Source organism: Streptomyces lucensis JCM 4490 (assembly GCF_014650035.1).
GTDB classification, from domain to species: Bacteria; Actinomycetota; Actinomycetes; order Streptomycetales; family Streptomycetaceae; genus Streptomyces; species Streptomyces lucensis.
Genome location: NZ_BMUE01000057.1, coordinates 1 through 681, shown reverse-complemented (window position 1 = coordinate 681; position 681 = coordinate 1). Strand labels below are relative to the sequence as shown.

At 71.1% G+C, this 681-nt stretch carries 1 protein-coding gene; it reads left to right on the top strand.

Annotated features, from left to right (window positions below; genetic code table 11):
- Nucleotides 1-681 (top strand): condensation domain-containing protein (locus IE177_RS34625; protein ID WP_190019452.1); only part of this gene is annotated, 681 nt, incomplete at both ends.

Sequence of the window (681 nt, the reverse complement as noted above, 5' to 3'; positions counted from 1 at the left end):
CGGGTGATCCGGTCTTCGGTGAGCTGGTGGCCCGGGTGCGGGAGGGTGACCTCGCCGCTTTCGAGAACCAGGACGTGCCGTTCCAGCGTCTGGTGGAGGTGCTGCGGCCCGAGCGGACCGCGTCCCGGCATCCGTTGTTCCAGGTGATGCTCGCCCTCCAGAACAACTCCGAGCCCGAGCTGGACATCGACGGCGCGATCGTCACGCCGCAGCCCGTCGAGGTCGCGGTCAGCAAGTTCGACCTGAGCTTCGACCTCACCGAGCAGCTGACCCCCGCCCGGACCGCAGCCGGAATCCTCGGCGAACTCCGTTACAGCAGCGATCTGTTCGACCGGGAGACGGTGGAGTCGGTCGTCGAGCGCTTCGTGCGGTTGCTGGAGGCGGTGGCCGCCGACCCGCAGGTGCGGATCGGGTCGGTGGAACTGCTGTCGGAGCAGGAGCGTGACCGGCTGCTGGTCGAGTGGAACGACACCGCGCGGGACGTCGCCGAGGCGACGGTGCCGGCGGTGCTGGAGGCGCAGGCCGCCCGGACCCCGGACGACGACGCGCTGGTGTGCGGGCAGGAGGTGCTGTCGTACCGGGAGCTGCACGCGCGGGCCAACCGTCTGGCACGTGTGCTGATGGGGCGGGGCATCGGGCCGGAGCGGATCGTCGCGCTGGCGCTGCCCCGTGGTGTGGAGC